The following is a 20,413-nucleotide window of genomic DNA, read 5'->3' as shown; positions in this document are numbered from 1 at the left end:
CTGAAGTGGGACGATCGTCCCAGTCGCATCAGTATGCACGAAAACCGTTACGCTCGCAGCATGCGCCTCGGAGTCCTCGACGTCGGTTCCAACACGGTGCACTTGCTGGTCGTCGAAGCGCACCCCGGCGCGCGCCCCATACCGACAGCCTCGCACAAGTCCGTGCTGCGTCTCATGCGCTATCTCGAGCCCGATGGCGCCATCAGCGCCGAGGGCGTCGCCGCCATCCTCACGGCGGTGGGCGGGGCGGCATCCGCAGCTCGCGACGCCGGCATCGAGGAGCTGCTCGCCTTCGCGACCTCGGCCATCCGCGAGGCGGCGAACGGCGAGGCCGTGCTCGACCTCGTCGAGCGGGACACGGGCGTGCGCCTGCAGGTGCTCTCGGGCGACGACGAGTCGCGCCTCACCTACCTCGCCGTGCGCCGCTGGTACGGCTGGTCGGCCGGGCGACTGCTGCTCTTCGACATCGGCGGCGGTTCGCTCGAACTCGCGCAGGGCATCGACGAGGTGCCGGATGTCGCGCGGTCGCTCCCCCTCGGCGCCGGGCGCTCGACGATCTCGTTCCTGCCCGATGACCCGCCCTCGCCCGAACAGGTCTCGCGCCTCCGCGCCCACGCGCGCGAGGTGCTCGCCGAGGCCGTCGAGCCCTTCAAGTCGCTGCCCTCGCCGAACCACGTCGTCGGCTCCTCGAAGACGATCCGCTCGCTCGCCCGGCTCGCCGGCAGCGTCGAAGACGGATTCGGCGACACCGAGCGCAGCATCCTGACCCGCGAGGGCCTCGACGACTGGACGCCGCGGCTCGCGCGCATCCCGGCGGACGCCCGGCCGGCGTTGCCCGGCATCACCGCCGACCGCACGTTCCAGATCGTGGCCGGCGCCGTCGTGCTCTCCGAGACGATGCGCGCCTTCGGGGTCGACGAGCTCGAGGTGTCGCCGTGGGCGCTCCGCGAGGGGCTCATCCTCCGGCGGCTCGACCGCCTGACCTGACGCCGACACTGGCCCCGCCACCGCCGTCGGCGATGACACGCCGAGATCGATCAGGAATGGAGAAGCGCAAGGCGCTCGCCCCCGCATAGCCTGACATCGACGCCCCGCCCACGCGGCGGCACCGATGAGGATCCGAGGAAGGACCACGAGATGGCGAAGGCAGATACGTCCGGAGGACTGAGCAAGGAAGAACGCGACGCCGTCAAGCAGCGCGCGAAGGAGCTCCGCGAGCAGGAGAAGGCCGGCAAGAACCGCGCTGCCGGCGACAAGGCGGTGCTCGACGCCATCGCCGAGATGGAGCCCGACGACAGGGTGCTCGCGGAGGGGCTCTACAAGGTCGTCACCGCGGTCGCGCCCGATCTCATGCCGAAGACGTACTACGGCATGCCCGGCTTCGCGAACGCCGAGGGCAAGATGGTCGTCTTCATCCAGGCGGCTGCGAAGTTCAAGACCCGCTACGCGACGATCGGCTTCGAGGATCGGGCGAACCTCGACGACGGCGACCTGTGGCCCATCGGCTATGCGGTTCGCAACTGGACCCCGGCGGTCGAGGCCAAGTTCACGGAACTCGTGCGCAAGGCCGTGAGCTGACGGGACTCCGGCTCGACAGGGCGCAGCCATCACGGTGCTCCCGCTGGGATTCGAACCCAGACTGAGGCGAGTTTAAGTCGCCTGCCTCTGCCGATTGGGCTACGGGAGCGCGGCGCCGCCCCGAAGGGCGACGCCGCGTCACAGCATAGTCAGGGGACGTCGCTACTTGGCGGCGACGGCCTCCTGCTTGGCCGGCTTCTCCGCCTTCGCGGCGGGTGCGGCGGCGGGAACGGGCGCCTCGACTGCCGGCGGCTTCGGACGAGCGGCGAACAGCTCGAACTGCGCGCGCGGCTGCTGCACGGCGCTCAGCGAGACGATGTCGCGGCCGAGCCAGAAGTTGTTCCACCACCCCCAGAAGACGCGGAACTTGCGCTCCCAGCTGGGCATGGCGAGGCCGTGGTAGCCACGGTGCGCGAACCAGGCCGGCAGGCCCTTGATCGCGAGCTTGCCCGACTGGAACACGCCCGAGCCGATGCCGAGGCCGGCGACCGCACCGAGGTTCTTGTGGAAGTACTGCTTCGGCTCCTCGCCGCGGAGCACCGCGACGACGTTCTTGGCGAGCAGCTTGCCCTGACGCACGGCGTGCTGGGCGTTCGGCACGCAGTAGCCGCCGACGCCGCCGCCGGTGAGGTCGGGGACCGCGGCGATGTCGCCGGCTGCCCAGGCGTCGGCCACGAACTCGTCGTCGTCGCCGACGCGGAGGTCGGCGCGGGTCTTGATGCGGCCGCGCTCTTCGACCGGAAGGTCGCTGGAACGCACGATGGCGGGGTTCGCCATGACGCCTGCGGTCCAGACGATGAGGTCGGTCTCGAAGCTCTCGCCCGTCGACAGCTCGATGACGCCGTCGACCGCACTCGTGAGCTGCGTGTCGAGGTGGATCTCGGCACCGCGCTGGGCGAGGTGCTTGATGACCCAGTGGCTCGTCTCGAGCGAGACCTCGGGCATGATGCGCCCCATGGCCTCGATGAGGTGGAAGTGCGTCTCATCGAAGGTGAGCTGCGGGTAGTACTCGAGCAGCGAGCTCGCGAACGAGCGGAGCTCTGCGAACACCTCGATGCCCGCGAAGCCGCCGCCGACCACGACGAACGTGAGCAGGCGCTCGCGCTCGGGGCCGGGGGGAAGGTTCGATGCCTTGTCGAAGTTCGTCAGCACGCGGTCGCGGATCGCGACGGCCTCTTCGATCGACTTGAGGCCGATCGCGTTGTCGGCGATGCCCGGGATCGGGAACGTGCGCGAGACCGCGCCGCCCGTGACGATGACGATGTCGTAGTCGAACTGCCACGGCTCGCCGAGCTCGGGCGTGATCGTCGCGGTCTTCGCCGCGTGATCGATGCGCGTGACCTTCGCGGTCACGACGTTGGTCTTCTTCAGGTGACGACGCTGCGCGACCACGGAGTGGCGCGGCTCGATCGACCCTGCGGCGACCTCGGGCAGGAAGGGCTGGTACGTCATGTACGGCAGCGGGTCGACGATCGTCACCTCGGCCTCGCCGGCACGCAGCCACTTCTCGAGCTTCCACGCCGTGTAGAACCCCGCATAGCCACCGCCGACGATGAGAATCTTGGGCACGGTGAATGGACTCCTCAGTTTTGGAACGTGCGGGCTGATTTGCGTGCGATCACTGCTCGCGAATGCGGACAGTCCGCTTGGTATGCCGAGTGGCGCCGATGCCCAACAGCGCTGCTAGCGTACCAAACCCTGCGACGAGTGAGAGCGGCACGGTGATGTAGGCGAGCGTCCACTGCGTCGGAAGCAGGGTGAGGGCGCCGTCGGATCGCGGCAGCGGCGGGTCGGCCATGGGCACGATGGGCTGATCGACGCTGCTCTCGTCGGGGGCCTCGACCTCGGCACGACGGTGCAGCGTGATCCAGTCCGCCAGGCTGCCGAGCGGATTCTCGTCGACGTGCGGCACATCCGACTCGAGTGCGGCGACCGGATCGATGAGGCCGTACCCGTAGAGGGCGCTCGGAACCGTCTGCCCGTTGGGGTCGGCCGTCTCGATGAGCCGGTTGATGACGTTCGCCGCATCGAGGTCGGGATACTCGGAACGGATCAGCGCGACGAGGCCGGTCACGATGGGCGCGGCGCCGCTCGTGCCGTCCCACTGCACGTGGCTGCCGTCGGGCAGCACGCCGACCAGGTCTTCGCTCGGCGCGGCCACCGCGATCGAGATGCCCTGCGAGCTCGCGTCGAGGCTCGCGTTCTTGTCCTTGTCGACGCCAGCGACCGTGAGCACCCCGGGAATCGTCGCGGGCGCCCCGACCTGGCTCGTGCCGCTGCCGCGATTGCCCGCTGCCGCGACGATGACGACGTCGTGCTCGAAGGCGTACATGAACGCGTCGTCCCAGCTCTCGGGCCAGTCGGGGGTGTTGCGGGTCAACGACATGTTGATGACGTCGGCGCCGTTGTCGACGGCCCAGCGCACCGCTTCGGCGATCTGGTCGTCGTTGGACTTGGCCGCGCCGGTGTCCTGACCGAACGCGACCGAGACGGCGAGCAGGTCGGCTTCAGGTGCGGTGCCGATCACGCCGCTGCCCTCACCCGTGCCGCGACCGGCGAGGAGACCGGCGACCATCGTGCCGTGGGTCTCGTCGTCGCCGACGGGCGTCTGGCCGTCGGGCGTGCCGAGGCCCGAGACATCCGTGCCGCCGACGACGGCGCCGCGGAGCTCGGCGACGTTACCGTTCACACCGGTGTCGATGACCGCGACCGTGACGCCCTCGCCCTTGGTGGTGTTCCAGGCGGTCGTGAAGCCGTAGTCGGCGAGCCAGTACTCGTAGTCGCGCACGAGGTCGGCGTGGGCCGCGCCGGCTCCGGTGAGCGTGAGCATCGTCGCCGCTGCGAGCGTCGCGGCGGCGCGCACGACGAATGCCGAGCCACGGGCGCGCCCGTTCCGCCCGGAACGCCTGGTGCGTTCGGAGCGGGTCAGGCGCGTCGACCGGTTCACCCGATGGTTCCTTCGGGGCCCTCGGTGGCAACGGCGGATACCGGCGCCTCGTCGACGCCGTAGTCGGGGCAGCGGCAGACGTCGGGCGACCAGGTCGAACGCTCGAGCGCGATGTCGCCCATCGGGTTCGCGCCCGGCCCTGCGGCGAGGGAGTGCGCCACGAGCGCGTGCAGGCACTTCACGCGCGTGGGCATGCCGCCCGCGGAGATGCCCGCGAGCTCGGGCACGACGGCGATCGACTCGCGGTCGGCGAGGTAGTCGGTGTGGGCGCGGCTGTACGCCTCGGCGACCCCGGCGTCGGCGGCCAGGAGCTCGGTGCACTCCACCATGAGCTGGGCTGCCTCGAGGAACGACATCGCGGCCGTCGCGGCCGGGTGCGAGAGGTAGTAGAACGTCGGGAACGGCGTGCCGTCGGAGAGGCGCGGCGCCGTGGCGACGACCGTCGGTGCGCCGCACACGCAGCGGGCGGCGATGCCGACGACGTCGCGGGCCGGGCGACCGAGCTGCGCCGAGACGATGCGCACGTCGCGCTCGCTCACCGGCTCGAAGGGCGGGCGGGTCATCGGGTCTCCTCGGCTGCGGGATCTGCTGGCGGTGTCGTGGGGGTGGGAGCGGGTTCCGCGGGCGGGGCGGCGTCGGGCGCGAGCCCGGCGGTCAGCACCGAGCCGAGCAGGGTGGTCATCCAGTCACCCTTCGATTCGGTCACCTCGGCCGAGACCTCGGCCGTGGCATCCGCCTTCGCCGCTGCCGTTCGGTCGTCGATGACGAGGTAGCTCACCTCGCCCGGCATCACGTAGTACAGGCGCTCGCGAGCCTGGGTCACGATGAACGTGTCGTCGTTCCAGCGCTCGCGTTCGTCGCGCAGGCGCTGCACCTCCTCCTCCTGGGCGGAGACGGCGGCGCGGAGCTCGGCGATCTGCTGCCGTTGCTGTGCGAACGCCGCGATCGTCGGCGCCAGCACCACGACGGCGAGCACGAGCACTCCCATCATGATGAGGGAGAAACCTGAGAATCGGATGCCGCTGAGCCAGCCTGCCCCGGCTGCGGCGGTCTGCCCGGCCGATGCCCGCCCTGAGCCGGACTTCGCGGAACCCTTCGGCTTCGCGCCGGTCGACTTCGATGCCGGGGTCTTCGGACTCGAGGCCTTCGCGGATGCCGGCGACTTCGCGGTCGAGGCCTTCGAACCCTTCGGGGTCGACGCCGTCGAACCCGTGCCGGACGACGCGGGGCCGCGCTTCGCGGCCGGCTTCGGGGTCGGCACCGTCGGGCGCCTGGGGGTGCGGCCGGAACGACCGGTGTCATCGCGCATCGCCCCTCCTCGTCATCGCACCCGGATACGCGACGACGGGGGCGGCCACTCGGCCGCCCCCGTCACGTGTGTTGCTTCTAGGCCGTGTAGCGGGGGAACGCCGTGCGGCCGGCGTACACCGCGGCCTCACCGAGTTCCTCTTCGATCCTCAGAAGCTGATTGTACTTGGCGACCCGCTCGCTCCGGGCGGGCGCGCCCGTCTTGATCTGACCGCAGTCGGTCGCGACCGCGAGGTCGGCGATCGTCGTGTCCTCGGTCTCGCCCGAGCGGTGCGACATGACGGCGGTGTAGCCCGAGCGCTGCGCGAGCGTGACGGCGTCGAGGGTCTCGGTCAGGGTGCCGATCTGGTTCACCTTGACGAGGATCGAGTTGCCGGTGTGCTTGGCGATGCCCTCGGCGAGGCGCTTCGGGTTGGTGACGAACAGGTCGTCGCCGACGAGCTGCACCTTCGAGCCGAGCTCGGCGGTGAGCTGCGCCCAGCCGTCCCAGTCGGACTCGTCGAGCGGGTCCTCGATCGACACGAGCGGGTACGCGGCGGCGAGCTCGGCGTAGTACGCGCTCAGCTCGGCCGACGTGCGCTCCTTGCCCTCGAACGTGTAGACGCCGTTCTCGTAGAACTCGCTCGCCGCGACGTCGAGGCCGAGTGCGAGGTCGGTGCCGAGCTTGAAGCCGGCCTTCTCGATCGCCTCGGAGATGAAGTCGAGCGCCGCGCGGTTGTGCGCGAAGTCGGGAGCGAAGCCGCCCTCGTCGCCGAGGCCCGTCGACAGGCCCTTGGCCTTCAGCAGGCTCTTGAGCGCGTGGTAGGTCTCGACGCCCCAGCGGAGGCCCTCGGAGTAGCTCGGCGCGCCGATCGGCAGCACCATGAACTCCTGGATGTCGACGCCGGTGTCGGCGTGCGCACCGCCGTTGATGATGTTCATCATCGGCACGGGCAGCACGTGGGCGTTGGGGCCGCCGAGGTAGCGGAAGAGCGGCAGGTCGGCCGAGTCGGCTGCGGCCTTCGCGACCGCGAGGCTCACGCCGAGGATGGCGTTCGCGCCGAGGCGGCTCTTGTTGTCGGTGCCGTCGGCCTCGATGAGCGCCGCGTCGACGAGGCGCTGGTCGGCGGCGTCGAGGTCTTCGATGGCCGGGCCGAGGTCGTCGAGCACGGCGTCGACGGCCTTCTGCACGCCCTTGCCGAGGTAGCGGTCCTTGTCGCCGTCGCGCAGCTCGTACGCCTCGAAGGCACCGGTCGATGCGCCCGAGGGCACCGCAGCACGGGCCAGCGAACCGTCGTCGAGGAGCACCTCGACCTCGACGGTCGGGTTGCCGCGCGAGTCGAGAATCTCGCGTGCGCCTACAGCTTCGATGATTGCCACAGTGAACTCCTCTGTGATGGGTGGGTATGCAGCGGACGACTCCGTCGTGATCCGCCAGCCAGTCTAGAGGTCGAGGATGTCTCGTGCTTGCGACGCGGGTGCTACGCGGAGAGCTCGCGGAACGCGAGCGACGCGGCATCCGTCGTCTCGGCGCCGACCGGTGCGAACGCATCGAAGCCGTCGGCGGTCACGCGGTCGAGCAGGGCGCGCAGGTTCTTGACCCGGCGCTCGAGGCGCACCCGCGAACCGGATGCCACGAGCTCGCGCTTGAGCTCGAGCAGGCGGGCGGCCGGGACATCCGCGTCGTAGACGAGCACGACCGCGCGCGGGCGCTCCTCGTCGCGCACGGCGAGCAGGTCGACGATGCGCTCGAAGCCGATCGAGAAACCGCACGCGGGCACCTCCTGGCCGAGGAAGCGCCCGATCATGCCGTCGTAGCGACCGCCGCCGCCGAGCGAGTAGCCGTAGTCGGGGTGGGCGATCTCGAAGATCGTGCCCGTGTAGTAGCCCATGCCGCGCACGAGGGTCGGGTCGAATTCGATGGCAGCGTCGGGCAGGGCTGCGCGCAGCGCGAGCAGGTCGGCGTAGGCGTCGCCGTCGAGCCACGAGGGCGGCGGTACGACCCCATCGGCGAGGTGCCAGTCGGCGTTCGTGAGTGCCTCGAGCTCGGCCGCGACATCCGCATCGCCGGTGACGATGCCGAGCTCGGCGAGTTCGGCCGCCACTCCCCCGGTACCGATCTTGTCGAGCTTGTCGATCGTGATGAGCGCGCGCTCGCGCAGCTCGTCGGGCACGCCCCACGAGCCGAGGATGCCCGCGAGGATGCGCCGGTCGTTCAGGCGGATCGTGCAGCCCGAGAGGCCGAGCGCGTCGAGCGTCGCGACCGTCGCCGTGAGCAGCTCGAGCTCGGCGAGCGCGCCCGCCTCGCCGATGATGTCGATGTCGCACTGCACGAACTGCCGGTAGCGGCCCTTCTGCGGGCGCTCGGCGCGCCACACCGGCGCGATCTGGATCGAGCGGAACACGGGGGGCAGCGCCGCCCGGTGCGTCGCGTAGAAGCGGGCGAGCGGCACCGTGAGGTCGTAGCGCAGTCCGAGGTCGGCGAGCGAGAGCGCGTCACCGGATGCCGCGGCGCGCGCGAGGTCGTCGGCCCCGAGTGCGCGCTTCATGACGGCGAAGGCGAGCTTCTCGTTGTCGCCGCCGAGCCCGGCGTGCAGGCGCGACGAGTCCTCCATCACGGGCGTCTCGATCTCGTCGAAGCCGTGCGCCGCGTACACCCCGCGGATCACGCCGAGTGCGTGCTCGCGACGGGCCTTCTCGGCCGGGAGGAAGTCGCGCATGCCGCGCGGAGGAGTGACGGATGCAGCCATGCCGACCATTCTTCCAGCACGCGGGCGCCGATCGTTGCGCTGTCCGGCCGGTGCGGCCCGTCCGAGGCAAGCGCAGGTGGCCGGTCCGAGGCGGCCGCCTCAGTCCGCGTCGAGCTCGATCCCCTTCGCCGCCGCGGCGCGCCGCAGCGCATCGGCTTCGTCGATGCCGACGGCGACGTAGATGCGCAGTCCGTCGGCGTCGTCCCGCACGAGGTACTCGACGTCGCTCGTCACGATCAGCTCATCGTTCGCGTCGAGGTAGCTCCAGCGCACGCGCACCAGTGAGAGGACGTCGGTGAGCGAGCTCACCGCCCGCAGCTCGGGCACGATCCCCGCGAAGCCGAGCCGGCGGTAGAGCGGGTACGACGACGAGAGACCGGTCGCCATGTCGGCGCGACTCTCGAGCGCGCCCGCGAAGTCGTCGGTGATCACCATGCCCGGCAATCCCCAGAGGCGCGCGGTGGCGTCGGCGTCGAAGTCGCGCTGCGCCTCGCCGTACACGTCGAAGAACTCCTCGAGCCGCCAGTCCTCGATGCCCATGCGTCCCCCTCCGGCGAGCCGTCTCGACCGACGGTACGCCCGCTCCGAGGCATCCGCGACCCCCGAGACGGCGCGTCAGCCGGCGCGTCAGCCGGCGCGCGACTCCTCGGCGCTGCGCACCTCGTCTTCGAGGGCGCGCACTGCGGAGCGCAGCGCCCGCTCGGCGTCGAGTCCCTGCGATCGAGCGGATGCCACGAGCCCGAGCAGCTGCCGGCCCAGCTCGTCCTCCGTTGCGGGCGAGGCTTCCGCCGAGGCATCCGTCACGCCCACCTTCTCGGCCTTGCCGAGCACCTTCTGCGCGAGCGAGAGCGCCGGCATGCCGCGCGGGATGCCGTCGAGCACGCTCGTGCGGTGCGGCTTCTCGTCGGCCTTCAGGTCGTCCCAGAAGGCGACGACGTCGGCTGCGGTCTCAGCCTCGCGATCGCCGAAGACATGCGGATGCCGCGACACCATCTTGGCCGTCATGTGGCGGGCGACATCGTCGATGTCGAAGCGCTCGCCGTCGGTGTGGGCCGCGAGATCGGCGTGGAAGAGCACCTGGTAGAGCACGTCGCCGAGCTCCTCGATCATCTCCTCGCGACTGCCGGACTCGATCGCGTCGATGAGCTCCCAGCTCTCCTCGACGAGGTACTGCACGAGGCTCTCGTGGGTCTGATCCGCGTCCCACGGGCAGCCGCCCGGAGCCCGGAGCAGGGCCACGGTGTCGATGAGTTCGTCGAGTCCGGGGTGCGCTGCGCTCATACCGGCAGCCTAGGTGCAGCCCGCCGCGGACGCGCCGCCCGCGCCCCTCGCCCGAGCGCCTCGCCCGAACGCGCTCAGTGCACGACGGCGAGCAGCACCCCAACGGCGATGAACAGCGTGCCGAAGACGACGTTCAGCACGCGCTGGCCGCGCACCGAACGGGTGAACCTCCGCAGGCTGTGCGCAGCCACCGCGAAGAAGCCCCACATCACGATCACGTCGACGACCACGACGGTCAGGCCGACGATCAGGTACTGCGGCAGGAGCGGCAGCTCGGGGCGGATGAACTGCGGCAGGAATGCGAGGAAGAAGACGATCGCCTTGGGGTTCAGGAGGTTCACCCAGAGTCCCCTGCGGAACATCGACCAGCGCGACTCGGCGCCCGCGTTCGGCGCCGGCCGCGCGTCATCCGTCTCGCCGTCGCCCTCGTCTGTGCTCGCCTCGGTGCCGTCGCCCCCGTCGGCCGCCGGTTGCTGCGGCTTCGCGAGCAGCTGCCGGATGCCGAGGTAGACGAGGTAGGCGGCGCCCGAGTAGCGGATGATCTCGAACGCGACGGGCGAACCTGCGACGAGCACCCCGAGGCCCGCGGCGACGACCAGGATGTGCACGATGAGCGCGGCCTGCTGGCCGAGGATGCCCCAGATCGAGCGGCGGAACCCCTCGTTGAGGGAGTTGCCCATCGTGTTGATCGCGCCGGCGCCCGGGGTGAAGCTGATGACGAAGCAGGCGGCGAGGAGCGTCACCCAGAGCGAGAGTTGCACCGCACCAGCGTAGGCGCGGCGACCGGCCCCGAACGTCCGTCGCCCGTAGACTGCCCTGAGGAGCGCCGGGAAGTCTGGTCGGCCGACGGGAGACCGTCGTGACCGTGCCGCCGACCTCGCACGCGCTTCTCACGCAGCTCGTGCACGCGACTTCCTGGAGTCCCACACATGAACTTCCTCCGTTCCGAGCGCTGGGCCGCCGCCCTCCTCCTGATCGCCGCCGTCCTCGGCCTCCTGGTCGCGAACCTCTCGTTCGGGCCGGCACTCATCGAGCTCAGGAACGCGCACATCGACCTGCCGTGGCTCGGCCTCGACCTGTCGGCCGGCCACTGGATCAGCGACGGCCTGCTCGCGATCTTCTTCTTCATCGTCGCGGTCGAGCTGAAGCGCGAGCTCGTCATCGGCGAGCTCAACAGCCTGTCGAAGGCGCTGCTGCCGGCGATCGCCGCGGTCGGCGGGGTCGTCGTGCCGGCCCTCATCTTCCTCGCGTTCACGGCGGGCACCGAGACGGTCGACGGATGGCCCATCCCCACGGCGACCGACATCGCCTTCGCCCTCGGGGTGCTCGCCATGTTCGGCACCTGGATCCCGACGCGCGTGCGAGTGTTCCTGCTCGCACTCGCGGTGCTCGACGACCTCATCGCGATCCTCATCATCGCGTTCTTCTTCACCGCCGACGCGAACCTCGCCTCGATCGGCTTCGCGGGCATCGCGATCGCGCTGTTCGGCGCGGTGAGCCGCGTGATGAAGCCGCGCTCGGCGTGGATCCTGTCGCGGAAGCCCCAGTGGCCGATCGTGCTCGTGCTGATCGTGCTCGGGGCGCTCGCGTGGTACTTCGTCTACCAGTCGGGAGTGCACGCGACGATCGCCGGCGTCGCCCTCGGCCTCGTCATGGCACGCCGCCCCGGCGGTCGCGCGGTGCACGCGCTCGAGCCGTGGTCGAACGGCGTGATCCTGCCGCTGTTCGCCTTCTCGGCGGCGATGGTCGCCGTGCCGCAGGTGCAGCCGAGCGAGCTCGACCCGGCGTTCTGGGGCATCCTCATCGGGCTGCCGGTCGGCAAGATCATCGGCATCATGGTGGTCGGCGGACTCGGCGCGCTCGTCGTGCGGCGCCGCGCCGGGATCCCCCTCACCCTCGGCGACCTCTTCGTCGTCGGCGCGCTCGGCGGCATCGGCTTCACCGTCTCGCTGCTCATGAACGAACTCGCGTTCGTCGGGCTGCCCGAGGTCGCCGACGAGGGCACCCTCGCGGTGCTGCTCGGCTCGGGCGTCGCGATCGTCGTCTCGGCGGTCGTCGTGACGCTGCGCTCGCGCCACTACAAGCGGCACGGCGGTCACGCCGGAGTCGGCGGCGCGTTCTCGCGCTGACCCCGTGCCAGACTCGGACGATGAGCGACAGCACGCCCGCCGCCCGGTTCCTTCGCGCCGAACTCCAGGAGACCCGCCGTCGGGGGCTCGGCAAGGCCTGGCACGCCGCGCTGCTCATCGCAGGAGAGGCGACGGGTCTCGGCGGGCCGTCGGTCGCCGATCTCGTCGTGCTGCGCACGAGCACCGAGGCGCCGGTGATCCGCACGCGCGCCGGTTCGCTCGATGAGGCCGATGCCCTGCTGCGTGCGATCAACGCCGATCTCGAGCGGATGTCGGTCGAGGAGTTCCTCGCCGAGTGGGGTCACCTGAAGGTCTAGCCGGCGGCCCCGTCGACGACCGAGGCGCTGGCGCCCGCGGCATCCGTCGCCGGCGCCTCGGGAATCGGGAAGATCGCCGTGATGAGTCGTGACACCCACTCGATGAGGTCGCCGTCGCTCGGCAGTTCGCCGTTCGTGACGGGGAACGGCACGAGGATCACGTCGTTCTGCGCGAAGTGCTTGGCGCCCGGGTACATGCGCTCGAGGCGCACGCGCCGCGAGTCGGGGATGTTCGCGGGCGCGATGCGCAGCTTCGAGCCGGTCGCGATGACGTCGGAGAGCCCGGCCCGCTGCGCCTCGCGGCGGAGCCTCGAGATCGCCACGAGGTGCTTGACCTGCTCGGGCGGCTCGCCGTAGCGGTCGACGAGCTCGTCGACGACCTGGTCGATCTGACCGTCTTTCGCGGCCGGCCCGCTCGCGGCCGAGAGCTTCTGGTACGCCTCGAGGCGCAGCCGCTCGGAGTCGACGTAGTCCTCGGGGATGTGTGCGTCGACGGGCAGTTCGAGACGCAGCTCGGTCTGGCCGGTCGCCACGTCGCCGCGGAACGCCGAGACGGCCTCGCCAATCATGCGCAGATACAGGTCGAAGCCGACGCCCGCGATGTGACCGGCCTGCTCGGCGCCGAGCAGGTTGCCCGCGCCACGGATCTCGAGGTCTTTCAGGGCGACCTGCATGCCGCTGCCGAGCTCGTTGTTCGCCGCGATCGTCGAGAGGCGGTCGTGCGCGGTCTCGGAGAGCGGCTTCGCCGGGTCGTAGAGGAAGTACGCGTAGGCCCGCTCGCGGCCACGGCCCACGCGACCGCGCAGCTGGTGCAGCTGCGAGAGGCCGTACTTGTCGGCCCGGTCGATGATGATCGTGTTGGCGTTGGAGATGTCGAGCCCGGTCTCGATGATCGTCGTCGAGACGAGCACGTCGAACTTGCGCTCCCAGAAGTCGACGACGATCTGCTCGAGCACGTGCTCGTTGAGCTGCCCGTGGGCGACCGCGATGCGCGCTTCGGGCACGAGCTCGGCGAGCTGCGCCGCGACCCGGTTGATCGACGACACCCGGTTGTGCACGAAGAAGACCTGCCCCTCACGGAGCATCTCGCGCCGGATCGCGGCGGCGACCTGCTGGTCGGAGTAGGGCCCCACGAACGTGAGGATCGGATGCCGGTCTTCGGGCGGTGTCGCGAGCGTCGACATCTCGCGGATGCCGGTGACCGCCATCTCGAGCGAGCGCGGGATCGGCGTGGCGCTCATCGCGAGGATGTCGACGTTGGTCTTCAGCTTCTTCAGCGCGTCCTTGTGCTCGACGCCGAATCGCTGCTCCTCATCGATGATGACGAGGCCGACGTCTTTGAACTTCACCTTCTCGGTGAGGATGCGGTGCGTGCCGATCACCATGTCGACGGTGCCGTCGGCGAGACCGGCGATCGTGTCGCGCGCCTCCTTGTCGGTCTGGAACCGGCTGAGGGCGCGCACGTGCACGGGGAAGCCCGCATACCGCTCGTTGAACGTCTCGAGGTGCTGCTTGACGAGGAGCGTCGTCGGCACGAGCATCGCGACCTGCTTGCCCTCTTGGATCGCCTTGAACGCGGCGCGCACGGCGACCTCGGTCTTGCCGAAGCCGACGTCGCCGGCGAGCAGCCGGTCCATGGGGATCGACCGCTCCATGTCGGCCTTGACCTCGTCGATCGTCTGCATCTGATCGGGGGTCTCGGTGAACGGGAACGCCTCTTCGAGCTCGTGCTGCCACGGGGTGTCGGGCCCGAACGCGTGCCCCTTCGACGCCATGCGCGCCGAGTAGAGCTTCACGAGCGAGACGGCGATGTCGCGCACGGCCTTGCGGGCCTTGCCCTTGGCCTGCGCCCAGTCGCTGCCGCCCATCTTCGAGAGCGACGGTGCCTCGCCGCCGACGTAGCGCGAGAGCAGGTCGAGCTGGTCGGTCGGCACGAAGAGCCGATCGCCCGCATGCCCGCGCTTCGAGGGCGCGTACTCGATGACGAGGTACTCGCGCACCGCCGTGGGCTGCTGCTGGATGCCCGCGGTGCGGCTCGGGCCGGTGGGTCGGGCACCGGTGGCGACCTCGCGCTGCACCATCTCGATGAACTTGCCGATGCCGTGCGTCTGGTGCACGACGAAGTCGCCGGCCTTCAGCTGCAGCGGGTCGACGACGTTGCGGCGACGGCTCGCGAGCTTCTTGCCCTGGCGGGCGTCGTAGCCTGCAGCGCGGCCGTAGAACTCGGACTCGGCGAGGAGGCCGAGCTTGACCTCGGGCACCTCGTAGCCGTGCGCGGCATCGGCCTGCACGAGGTAGGCGACACCCGCCTCGAGTTCTGCCGGCACGTCGTCGACGAGCCGGGCGGCGAGCCCGGCCTCTGCAAGCACGTCGCGTGCGCGCTCGACGAGACCGTGACCGGCGGATGCCACGACGAGCGCCCACCCGTCACGAAGGCGCTCTGCGGCGTGGTCGACGGCGCCGGCGACGTTGCCCTGGAAGCTCGGCATCGCGTTCGCCGCGAGGCGCACGGTCGCGGAGGAGCTGGCCAGGTGCGACTCGGCCGCTCCACCGGCCGCGGCGACGACCTCGGCGGCATCGCCCATGTCGAAGCCGGAGAAGTTCCACCACACGCGCTGGGGGTCGGGCTCGCCGGGGGCGCTGAACAGTGCGGCATCCCGCAGTTGGCGAACGGTGAGGAAATCGCCGGCAGCGAGGTCGATCGGCGCGGCGGCGCCGACCGTCGCGGCATTCCACGCCGCGGCGAGGAACTCGCGGTTCGTCTCGCCGAGGTTGACCGCGCGACCTGCCACGCGCTCGGGCTCGAGCACGGCGACCGCGGCACCGAGGGGCAGGTAGTGCGCGAGCGGAACGAGCCGTTCGAGGAGCGCCGGTGCGAGCGACTCCATGCCCTCGACCGGGATGCCCTCGGACACCTTCTCGAGCAGGCCGGCGAGGCTCGGGAACTCGTGCACCATCTCGCGGGCGCGCTGCCGCACCGGCTCGGTGAGCAGCAGCTCGCGGCTCGGCGGAAGCGACACGCGCTCGATGACGTCGGGCAGCGAGCGCTGGTCTGCGACCGAGAACGCGCGCAGTTCCTCGACCTCGTCGCCGAAGAACTCGACGCGCACGGGGTGGTCGGCCGTGGGCGGGAACACGTCGAGGATGCCGCCGCGCACCGCGAACTCGCCGCGGCGGGCGACCATGTCGACTCGCGCATACGCGAGGTCGACGAGTCGTAGGGCGAGCTCGGCGAGGTTGTATCCGCGCCCGCCGGCGACGAGCTCGACCGGGTCGAGCGACGCGAGGTTGTCAGCGAGCGGCTGCAGCGCGGCCCGCACCGAGGCGACGACGACGAGCGGATGCCGCGAGCGGGCCTCGGCCCAGTCGTGCATGCGCCGCAGGGCATGGAGCCGGCGGCCGACCGTCTCGGCAGAGGGGCTCAGCCGCTCGTGCGGCAGCGTCTCCCATGCCGGGAACTCGATGAGCTCGGCGTCGGGCAGGTAGGGGGCGAGCGAGGCGCGCAGCGACTCGCCCTCACGGCTGGTGGCGGTGATGGCGAGCAGCGCGGGCGGCAGGCCGGCGTCGGCTCGGCGCTGCAGCAGGCCGGCGAGCAGCGGGGCGTCGAGGCCTGCGGGTGCCGAGAAGTCTGCGTTCCGCTGGGCTTCGGCGAGCGCCGCTTCGATGGTTTCGGCGCGCGAGAGCGCCGTGAGAAAGCCCTGGAGGTTCACCCGTCGAGTCTACGCGGCGCATCCGACAGCGCCGCAGGAGCCGCCCGCCGGCTGATCCGCGGAGCGCCGTGCGTCGGTGCCGGCCGATACGATGGGCGCCGCACACGAAACGCCAGGAGGCCCTCCGCCATGATCACCGCCGCCGCCGACGGATCGGCCCTCGGAAACCCCGGCCCCGCGGGCTGGGCCTGGTACGTCGACGACTCGTGCTGGGCGGCCGGCGGCTGGAAGCACGCGACCAACAACCAGGGCGAGCTGAAGGCGGTGCTCGAGCTCTTCCGTGCCACGGCGCACCTCGACGACGAGCTGCTCGTGCAGTGCGACAGCCAGTACGTGATCAACTCGGTGACGAAGTGGATGCCCGGCTGGAAGCGCAAGGGCTGGCGCAAGGCCGACGGCAAGGCCGTCATGAACGTCGAACTGCTGCAGGAGATCGACGAGGCGATCTCCGGCCGCCGATACCGCTTCGAGTGGGTCAAGGGCCACATCGGCCACCCGCTCAACGAGGCGGCCGACACTCGTGCCCGCGCCGTCGCCGAGGCGTACCAGCGCGGCCGCGAGATTCCGACCGGCCCGGGGTGGAGCACCGATTGCGAAGACGGCGAGGCCACGACGGCTCCCGTCGCGCGCACCACGGACGCGGTCGAGCCCGAAGCCCTGCCCGACCCGATCGACCTCGGAGCACCCGAACTCGCACTCGGCGAGCCCGACCTCGACGACGCGCTGTTCAGCCTCGACGAAGCGCCCGAGGCCTGGCACAGCGTCACCCTCGAACTGTCCACCGAGGAGATCGATCGGCTGCGCGTCCGCGCTCAGGCCGAGGGCCTCTCGCCCGAGGAGTTCCTCCGCCGGCTGATCTGATCAGCACCGCGCCGAGCTCAGCTCGGCGCGTGGAACCTCTGCTGCGCCGCAACGAGACCGTCGCTCGCGACCGCCTCGACGGCGTCGGCGGCATCCGACAGCAGGTTCGGCAGGTTCTGGCGCTCGGCGCCCGAGAAGTCCTTGAGCACGAAATCGGCCGGGTCCTGGCGCCCGGGCGGGCGACCGATGCCCACGCGCACCCGCAGGAACGGCGCGGCATCCGTCGCCTTCTGGATGTCGCGGAGCCCGTTGTGCCCGCCGTGGCCGCCGCCCTGCTTCAACCGAACGGTGTCGAACGGCAGGTCGAGCTCGTCGTGCACGACGATGAGCTGCTCGGGGCCCAGCGAGTAGAACTTCAGGAGCGCCGCGACCGGCCCGCCCGAGGTGTTCATGTAGCTGTTGGGCTTGGCGATCACGAGCTTCGGGCCGCCGGGGCGCAGGAAGCCCTCGGCCACGCGCGACGGCGTCTTGTGGCTCTTGAAGGGCGCGCCGATGCGCTCGGCGAGCTCGTCGGCGACCATCTGGCCGACGTTGTGGCGATTGCCGGCGTACTGGGCGCCGGGGTTGCCGAGGCCGACCACCAGCCAGGTGTTCTGGGGCATGGCGTCGTCGTCCTTCCGGCGCGCGCGCAGCAGGTCGAGGATTCCCATCGGACCTCCATGCGTGAGTGGAACGGGCGAGGCCCCGCGCCCCGCATTCCGAGCGTACCCGGATGCGGGAGGCGGGGCCTCGTCGCGGTGGTTCGAGTGCTACTCGGCGGCCTCTTCGGCAGCGGCTTCGGCTGCTTCCTCGGTCGCTTCGCCCTCGGCTGCGGCCTCTGCGGCCTCCTCGCCGAGGTCGACCTTCTGCGGCGTGTGCACGTTGATGACGAGCGCCTCGGGGTCGGTCAGCAGCGTCGCGCCCTTGGGCAGGGTGACGGCGCCCGCGTGGATCTGGGTGCCCTCTTCGAGGCCCTCGACGCTCACGACGACGGTCTCGGGGATGTGCGTGGCCTCGACCTCGAGCGACAGCGTGTGCTGGTCGACATCGGCGATCGTGCCGGGGGCGGTCTCGCCCTCGACGTGCACGGGAACCTCGACCTGGACCTTCTCGCCCTTCTTGATGACGATGAGGTCGAGGTGCTCGATGACCTGGTGCACCGGGTCCTTCTGCACGTCCTTGACGAGGGCGAGCTGGCTCTTGCCCTCGATCTGCAGGTCGAGCACGGCGTTGGCCTTGCGCAGGATCAGGCCGATCTGGTGCGCGGGCAGCGCGATGTGGCGCGGCTCGGTGCCGTGGCCGTACACGACGGCGGGGATCTTGCCGGTGGCGCGCAGCTTGCGGGCAGCGCCCTTGCCGAACGACTCGCGGGTGTCTGCGACGACCTTGTTGTCTTCGTCCATGATGTCTCTCCTTGCAGGGCTCGCGGCCCAGATCGTGGTCTGTTGTTTTCGACTCGAACGCGCGCAGTCGGACTGCGCAGAAGCGTGAGGAAAAGCCGTGGAGCCTGCTCCTACCGCGTCGATCACGGACACCCGTCGCGCCCGCTCACGCGGACGAACCCGGGCCTCCCTCGCCGAAGTTCACGGCCAGTGCACCAGAGGCGCAGTTGACCGACCATGAAGTCTACCAGCCCTGCCGGCGCGCGTCGCCCGGACCTCTCAGCAACGTCGCGCAACGGTGAGCCTCGCTCACAGTACGCTGGAGTCGATCCCAGAAAACTCACGAGGAGAGTGTTCGTGCCCGCATCAGCATCAGCAAACATCGGCGTCGTCGGACTCGCGGTCATGGGGTCGAACCTCGCGCGCAATCTCGCGAGCCGTGAGGGAAACACCGTCGCGGTGTTCAACCGCTCCCCCGAGCGCACCCGCACGCTGACGACCGAGCACCCCGAGGCCGGATTCGTCGCCTCCGAGAGCTACGACGACTTCGTCGCCTCCCTCGCCAAGCCCCGCACGGCGATCATCATGGTGCAGGCGGGCAAGGGCACCGACGCGGTCATCTCCGAGCTCGTCGCCCGCTTCGAGCCGGGCGACATCATCGTCGACGGCGGCAACGCGAACTTCCACGACACGATCCGCCGCGAGGGCGAGATCGCCCCCACCGGCATCCACTTCGTCGGCACCGGCATCTCGGGCGGCGAGGAGGGCGCGCTCAACGGCCCCTCGATCATGCCCGGCGGCTCCGCCGAGTCCTACGAGACCCTCGGCCCGATCCTCGCGTCGATCGCGGCGGTCGCCGAGGGCGAGCCGTGCGTCACCCACGTCGGCACCGACGGCGCGGGCCACTTCGTCAAGATGGTGCACAACGGCATCGAGTACGCCGACATGCAGCTCATCGCCGAGGCCTACGACCTCATCCGCCAGGGCACGGGCAAGTCCCCCGCCGAGATCGCAGACATCTTCGCCGAGTGGAACACGGGCGAGCTCGAGAGCTACCTCATCGAGATCACCGCAGAGGTGCTGCGCCAGACGGATGCCGCGACCGGCCTGCCGCTCGTCGACGTCATCCTCGACGAGGCGGGCGCCAAGGGCACCGGCGCATGGACCGTGCAGAACGCCCTCGACCTCGGCGTGCCGACCTCGGGCATCGCCGAGGCGGTCTTCGCCCGCAGCCTCTCCTCGAAGCGCGCGCAGCGCGAAGCGGCTTCCGACCTGCCCGGCCCGGCCGAGGCGTGGACGGTCGCCGACGGCGATGCCGACGCATTCATCGAAGACGTGCGCCTCGCGCTCTACGCGTCGAAGATCATCGCCTACTCGCAGGGCTTCGACGAGATCATCGCCGGCGCCGAGCAGTACGGCTGGGATGTGAAGAAGGGCGACATCGCGAAGATCTGGCGCGCCGGATGCATCATCCGCGCCCGCTTCCTGAACCGCATCGCCGACGCCTACGCCGACGACCCCGCCCTCGTCGCGCTCGTCGTCGCCCCGTACTTCCGCGACGCCGTCGCGGGTGCGCAGGAGTCGTGGCGCCGGGTGGTCGCGATCGCGGCGCAGTCCGGCATCCCGACGCCCGCGTTCTCGTCGTCGCTCGCGTACTACGACGGCCTGCGCGCACAACGCCTGCCGGCTGCGCTCATCCAGGGCCAGCGCGACTTCTTCGGCGCGCACACCTACAAGCGCGTCGACAAGCCCGGCGTCTTCCACACGCTCTGGTCGGGCGACCGCTCCGAGATCGAGACCACGCCCTCCTCGCACTGAGGCGGCCGGCCATGCGCGACCCGAAATGGCGTGACGAGGGCGAGGAACCCGACTACCGGTTCACTCTCGCCAACGAACGCACCTTCCTCGCGTGGATCCGCACGGCGCTCGCGCTGCTCGCGGGCGGCGTGCTGCTGCACCAGTTCGCGACGGAGCTCGATCCGCGCCTCGTCGTGACGCTGCTCTCGACGGGCCTCGGCGTCGTCGCCGCGGTGCTCAGCGTCGTGTCGTACACGCGGTGGCGCGCCAATGAGATCGCCATCCGCAATGGCCGTCCGCTCCCGTTCAGCTGGGTGCTGCCCGCGCTCGCTGCGGTCTGCCTCATGACGAGCGCCGTGCTCGTGGTGCTGCTCCTCGTGGCCTGATGGCGGTGG

Annotated in this window: 19 protein-coding genes and 1 tRNA gene; 7 read left to right on the top strand and 13 right to left on the bottom strand. The window is 70.6% G+C overall.

Annotated features, from left to right (window positions below; genetic code table 11):
- Positions 1-60: 60 nt before the first annotated feature.
- Both BJY17_RS17565 and BJY17_RS17560 read left to right on the top strand, forming a co-directional pair.
- Positions 61-987: a Ppx/GppA phosphatase family protein gene (locus tag BJY17_RS17565; RefSeq protein ID WP_179552507.1), complete on the top strand. Its 927-nt coding sequence runs from the start codon at positions 61-63 to the stop codon at positions 985-987.
- Between the two features lie 150 nt (positions 988-1,137).
- Entirely contained in the window at positions 1,138-1,578 is a 441-nt protein-coding gene (locus tag BJY17_RS17560) for an iron chaperone (RefSeq protein ID WP_179552506.1), read from the top strand.
- Positions 1,579-1,613: 35 nt separating this feature from the next.
- On the opposite strand, the gene BJY17_RS17555 is transcribed toward BJY17_RS17560, so the two are convergent.
- From BJY17_RS17555 to BJY17_RS17510, 10 genes are all read right to left on the bottom strand, one after another.
- Positions 1,614-1,687, bottom strand: a tRNA-Leu gene (locus tag BJY17_RS17555).
- Between the two features lie 53 nt (positions 1,688-1,740).
- Entirely contained in the window at positions 1,741-3,147 is a 1,407-nt protein-coding gene (locus BJY17_RS17550) for an NAD(P)/FAD-dependent oxidoreductase (protein WP_179552505.1), read from the bottom strand.
- 49 nt (positions 3,148-3,196) lie between these two features.
- Positions 3,197-4,525 (bottom strand): S8 family serine peptidase, encoded by a 1,329-nt coding sequence (locus BJY17_RS17545; protein ID WP_322789886.1) that lies wholly within the window; start codon positions 4,523-4,525, stop codon positions 3,197-3,199.
- On the bottom strand, positions 4,522-5,088 hold the full coding sequence (locus BJY17_RS17540; protein WP_179552504.1) for a DUF501 domain-containing protein: 567 nt from the start codon (positions 5,086-5,088) through the stop codon (positions 4,522-4,524). The genes BJY17_RS17545 and BJY17_RS17540 overlap by 4 nt, the downstream gene beginning before the upstream one ends.
- Positions 5,085-5,834 carry an FtsB family cell division protein gene (locus BJY17_RS18680; RefSeq protein ID WP_246303764.1) on the bottom strand — a complete coding sequence of 250 codons (750 nt, stop codon included), beginning with the start codon at positions 5,832-5,834 and terminating at the stop codon, positions 5,085-5,087. The genes BJY17_RS17540 and BJY17_RS18680 overlap by 4 nt, the downstream gene beginning before the upstream one ends.
- Before the next feature lie 77 nt (positions 5,835-5,911).
- Entirely contained in the window at positions 5,912-7,192 is a 1,281-nt protein-coding gene (gene eno / locus BJY17_RS17530) for a phosphopyruvate hydratase (RefSeq protein WP_179552503.1), read from the bottom strand.
- 101 nt (positions 7,193-7,293) lie between these two features.
- A complete protein-coding gene (gene hisS, locus BJY17_RS17525) occupies positions 7,294-8,562 on the bottom strand; it encodes a histidine--tRNA ligase (protein WP_179552502.1) in 1,269 nt (422 codons plus the stop codon).
- Positions 8,563-8,661: 99 nt separating this feature from the next.
- Entirely contained in the window at positions 8,662-9,102 is a 441-nt protein-coding gene (locus BJY17_RS17520) for a DUF6841 family protein (protein WP_218889946.1), read from the bottom strand.
- An 87-nt stretch (positions 9,103-9,189) separates the two neighbouring features.
- Positions 9,190-9,843 carry a MazG family protein gene (locus BJY17_RS17515; protein WP_179552501.1) on the bottom strand — a complete coding sequence of 218 codons (654 nt, stop codon included), beginning with the start codon at positions 9,841-9,843 and terminating at the stop codon, positions 9,190-9,192.
- Positions 9,844-9,917: 74 nt separating this feature from the next.
- The gene (locus tag BJY17_RS17510) at positions 9,918-10,604 is read right to left on the bottom strand and encodes a LysE family transporter (RefSeq protein WP_179552500.1); all 687 of its coding nucleotides are present in this window, start codon (positions 10,602-10,604) and stop codon (positions 9,918-9,920) included.
- A 168-nt stretch (positions 10,605-10,772) separates the two neighbouring features.
- Here BJY17_RS17510 and BJY17_RS17505 point away from each other — a divergent pair, with 168 nt between their 5' ends.
- Both BJY17_RS17505 and BJY17_RS17500 read left to right on the top strand, forming a co-directional pair.
- A complete protein-coding gene (locus tag BJY17_RS17505; protein WP_179552499.1) occupies positions 10,773-11,972 on the top strand; it encodes a Na+/H+ antiporter NhaA in 1,200 nt (399 codons plus the stop codon).
- A 20-nt stretch (positions 11,973-11,992) separates the two neighbouring features.
- Positions 11,993-12,289 carry a hypothetical protein gene (locus BJY17_RS17500; protein WP_179552498.1) on the top strand — a complete coding sequence of 99 codons (297 nt, stop codon included), beginning with the start codon at positions 11,993-11,995 and terminating at the stop codon, positions 12,287-12,289.
- On the opposite strand, the gene mfd is transcribed toward BJY17_RS17500, so the two are convergent.
- Entirely contained in the window at positions 12,286-15,999 is a 3,714-nt protein-coding gene (mfd, locus tag BJY17_RS17495) for a transcription-repair coupling factor (protein WP_179552497.1), read from the bottom strand. The genes BJY17_RS17500 and mfd overlap by 4 nt on opposite strands.
- Before the next feature lie 129 nt (positions 16,000-16,128).
- Here mfd and BJY17_RS17490 point away from each other — a divergent pair, with 129 nt between their 5' ends.
- Positions 16,129-16,860 carry an RNase H family protein gene (locus tag BJY17_RS17490; RefSeq protein WP_179552496.1) on the top strand — a complete coding sequence of 244 codons (732 nt, stop codon included), beginning with the start codon at positions 16,129-16,131 and terminating at the stop codon, positions 16,858-16,860.
- 17 nt (positions 16,861-16,877) lie between these two features.
- Here BJY17_RS17490 and pth read toward each other — a convergent pair whose 3' ends face one another.
- Entirely contained in the window at positions 16,878-17,462 is a 585-nt protein-coding gene (gene pth, locus BJY17_RS17485; protein WP_179552945.1) for an aminoacyl-tRNA hydrolase, read from the bottom strand.
- Between the two features lie 147 nt (positions 17,463-17,609).
- Positions 17,610-18,242: a 50S ribosomal protein L25/general stress protein Ctc gene (locus BJY17_RS17480; protein ID WP_179552495.1), complete on the bottom strand. Its 633-nt coding sequence runs from the start codon at positions 18,240-18,242 to the stop codon at positions 17,610-17,612.
- Between the two features lie 336 nt (positions 18,243-18,578).
- On the opposite strand from BJY17_RS17480, the gene gndA reads away from it, so the two are divergent.
- Together gndA and BJY17_RS17470 are read left to right on the top strand one after the other, a co-directional pair.
- Positions 18,579-20,039, top strand: a complete 1,461-nt coding sequence (gene gndA / locus BJY17_RS17475) for an NADP-dependent phosphogluconate dehydrogenase (protein ID WP_322789885.1) — start codon at positions 18,579-18,581, stop codon at positions 20,037-20,039.
- Between the two features lie 11 nt (positions 20,040-20,050).
- Positions 20,051-20,404, top strand: a complete 354-nt coding sequence (locus BJY17_RS17470) for a YidH family protein (RefSeq protein ID WP_179552493.1) — start codon at positions 20,051-20,053, stop codon at positions 20,402-20,404.
- Positions 20,405-20,413 lie beyond the last annotated feature (9 nt).

The organism is Agromyces hippuratus (genome assembly GCF_013410355.1).
GTDB classification, from domain to species: domain Bacteria; phylum Actinomycetota; class Actinomycetes; order Actinomycetales; family Microbacteriaceae; genus Agromyces; species Agromyces hippuratus.
This window is presented reverse-complemented; position numbering and strand designations above follow the sequence as displayed.